Source organism: Acinetobacter sp. UNC436CL71CviS28, from assembly GCF_000620525.1.
In the GTDB taxonomy this organism is placed as follows: domain Bacteria; phylum Pseudomonadota; class Gammaproteobacteria; order Pseudomonadales; family Moraxellaceae; genus Acinetobacter; species Acinetobacter radioresistens.
This window is the reverse complement of the sequence record NZ_JIBB01000077.1, coordinates 1-2,979: the sequence shown is the minus strand read 5'-3', so window position 1 is coordinate 2,979 and position 2,979 is coordinate 1. Positions and strand designations below refer to the sequence as shown.

The following is a 2,979-nucleotide window of genomic DNA, read 5'->3' as shown; positions in this document are numbered from 1 at the left end:
GAGAAATTTCTACCATTCAATCAATGAAAATTATTTCGATCGATCAACCAGTAAAAATCCACACAAGTTGTTCTTCATATTCTCTTAATGATCTTTCTAATACCTCGTCAGTACTAGAAGCTGGACTTCGATAAACTCAACAACTTAGCGCCTTGCGCTTGTTTATTTCCGTCTATCTCGTCGGTATGGGGTGCATTCTAGAGGATTTCAGAATCATTGCAACCCCCCATTTAATATATTTTTCACGTATGTACTATTTTTCAGCAAAAATAAGAAAAAAGGCTTTTTATTTCTCATTTTTTAACCATTTTCTTGTATTTTTTCTTAATTTTTTAATTTTTTAATTTTTTAATTTTTTAAATCGTTCTTTCTTATTTTAACTTCGGGTAGACAAGTTAATTTTTATTCTTCACTCATCTATTTCATATGACCTAAATTATTATTTAAACCCTGCTGTATGTTTTATCGCCTCTATTTAAATTAATTTTTAAGAAAGGCTATATAGCTTTCATCGACCTTTAGGCTGGTCATTGCTGGATATTGGCCCGGACCTTTTTATATTCTTTTTCAAAAAATAGTTGAGCGCATTTTCTATATGACAATGAAGAAACACTCACTGCTTCTATTCAGACAGATTAATATCCCGCTTAAATATAATTAACCCTAGCCTCTCAATGATATTAAAAAATTTTATTTTTAAATTTTCTGTTCTCTACGTATCAAGGAAGAGTAGCTTTATTCACTCTTCCTTAATACTCTAGAATCAGTTTAACTGACCAGCAATAAGTGGCCATAAATTCTGGTGTGAAGGCCTGAACATTAACATATGCCCAATTGATCGATGACCATAATGTTTTGGTTGTATAATTAATTTCTTTGTAGGGGCTAGCGGATAAAGTTCCAGCAAAGCATCAATATTCTGTTCTGTTGCAATTTCATCATCAGTTGCTGCAATAGCAGTAATCGGGCAGCAAACCTGCTCATGATAATGTTTATTGATCGTTTTACCTACCGCATTCATGACATAGCCAGGATGGCTACAGAATTGTGCCCATTGCCGCGCAACGCCTTTCGGTAAGTTTTCGCCCATTCCAATTACTTTAGCGGCTCCATATCCTTTAAAAGCTGAACTTAGGGGAAATAGCAGATTAAACATAAGGGGTGCCAGAAGTTTGGTACGGCCTTTTAATCCTTTGATATGCCCTGTCGAGCCTGCAATAGAAATAAGCTGTTTAACCTGCTGATGATTTTCAACCAGACCCACTAACTGACCACCCGCACTATGCCCGATAATGTTTACCTGAGAAGCACCCGTCTTTTTTAGCGCTGTATCAATGACCGCTGGCAGGTCCAGTAAACCCCAATCTTGAATAGATGCTTTAGAATCTTTTAGTGCGCCATTAAGTGAAGCACCAATTCCCCTAAAGTCAAAAGTCAGAACATCATAGCCCTGCTGAGTTAACCATACGGCAAAAGGTTGATAGAATTGCTGAACAATACCAGTAGCTGGAGAAATAATTACAGGTTCACTCTTTTTTATAGGGGCGGTACTAGGGTAAAAAATTCCTTTCAGGATATAGCCATCTCGACATTTCACTTCAATATAGTTATTCATAAATCTTTTTCCTTCATTTTATCTAAATTTTTTGTCAAAAAATCTAGCCATTTTTCAATAATACAAATTTCTTCAATGCTAAATCCCTGCTGCATATACTGATTTAAATAAGTGGCTTTTTGCTTGAGCTCTGGAAGAAGTGATCTGGATAAATCGGTCAAAAATAGACAGGTAGTTCTAGCATCGGTTGGAGAACTTTTTTTAATCACCAGCTTTTGTATTGTCATTCGTTGAATGAGCCCTGTAATTGCAGAGGGAACTAACTGCATCCGTGAAGCCAGTTCCGTAAGCGTTATGCCATCCTGCTGATCAAGATAAAACAGTACCAGCATTTGTGAAGGACTTTGCAATTCTTCTGGAAGACACTGCCTGATCAGGCTTTGTACTTTATGGTCTGCCTGACTCAGCAGATAGATCAATTTAGGTCGAGACATAAAATATTTCACATGTGAAATAATTAATTATTCTGCTTGATTAAAGCAAAAGTGTAAATTTTTCAAATTTACTGAACAGTCAAGAAATATAATATTGTCAGTTTAAACTTACATCTTCTTCTGCTTTTTGCAGCTAGATCAGTTAAGTTATTCAAAGTATTCTGAGATCAACAAGGAACAGGAAGTTCCAGAACATAAAACAACAATAATATGTTTTAGCACCAGAAGCGTGAGGTATAACAGGAGTTTTACCTACAAGCGAAATATAAAGGAATCTCATCAGGATGATGGGGTTCCTTTTTTAATATATTTATTTAAATGATTTTAGAAAATCGACAATTTCAGAATGCATAGCCATTTCTGCCAGCTGTAGAGCAGTATATTGCCCTTTACTATGTAGATCAGCTTCTTTGTCTATAAGAAGTTTCACAATACTTAAATAACCATTTTCGGCTGCAGCATGCAGTGCACTGTATCCTTCTTCATCAGCCTGGTTTGGGTCAATGCCAGCATCTAATAACTGTTTAACGTGTTCCATATTACCTAAAGACGCCCAATACACAAGTTCAGGAAGCTGAAGTTCAGCTTCATCTTGGGATACAGGAGAGAATGAATTAAATTTCATATGAATAACACCTATATTGAGTATGGCTGGTTTAAATTGAAAGACAGCTTTTAAATAAGATTCAACCCTAGTTATTTATTTTCTATTTATTTACAGAAATTAATTTTCTAATTCTAGAAGTATTTTAAATATTTATAAATATTATCTAAAGATAAAGTATAGATTTTTATCTTGTAACTGATTATTTATAAAATAAGCTACTTCATGCTTTTAAAAGAAATTTAAATATTAAAATGTTTATACGCTAGAGCAAGCTTCTTGAATATTCATTAAATTTTATATTGTTTAACCCTTATATAGGGCTA

General features: G+C 34.3%; 3 protein-coding genes. All 3 read right to left on the bottom strand.

Annotated elements, in window-relative coordinates; translation table 11 throughout:
- Positions 1-763 precede the first annotated feature (763 nt).
- Positions 764-1,615 carry an alpha/beta fold hydrolase gene (locus tag N518_RS0115030; protein WP_026444472.1) on the bottom strand — a complete coding sequence of 284 codons (852 nt, stop codon included), beginning with the start codon at positions 1,613-1,615 and terminating at the stop codon, positions 764-766.
- Positions 1,612-2,049 carry a MarR family winged helix-turn-helix transcriptional regulator gene (locus tag N518_RS0115025; protein WP_026444471.1) on the bottom strand — a complete coding sequence of 146 codons (438 nt, stop codon included), beginning with the start codon at positions 2,047-2,049 and terminating at the stop codon, positions 1,612-1,614. Before N518_RS0115025 ends, N518_RS0115030 begins: the two co-directional genes overlap by 4 nt.
- 310 nt (positions 2,050-2,359) lie before the next feature.
- Entirely contained in the window at positions 2,360-2,674 is a 315-nt protein-coding gene (locus N518_RS0115020; protein ID WP_026444470.1) for an ankyrin repeat domain-containing protein, read from the bottom strand.
- Positions 2,675-2,979 lie beyond the last annotated feature (305 nt).

Excerpts from the sequence above, each read along its gene's own strand:
- N518_RS0115025 (WP_026444471.1), bottom strand. The coding sequence starts at position 2,049 with ATGTCTCGACCTAAATTGATCTATCTGCTGAGTCAGGCAGACCATAAA.
- N518_RS0115020 (WP_026444470.1), bottom strand. The coding sequence starts at position 2,674 with ATGAAATTTAATTCATTCTCTCCTGTATCCCAAGATGAAGCTGAACTT.
- N518_RS0115030 (WP_026444472.1), bottom strand. The coding sequence starts at position 1,615 with ATGAATAACTATATTGAAGTGAAATGTCGAGATGGCTATATCCTGAAA.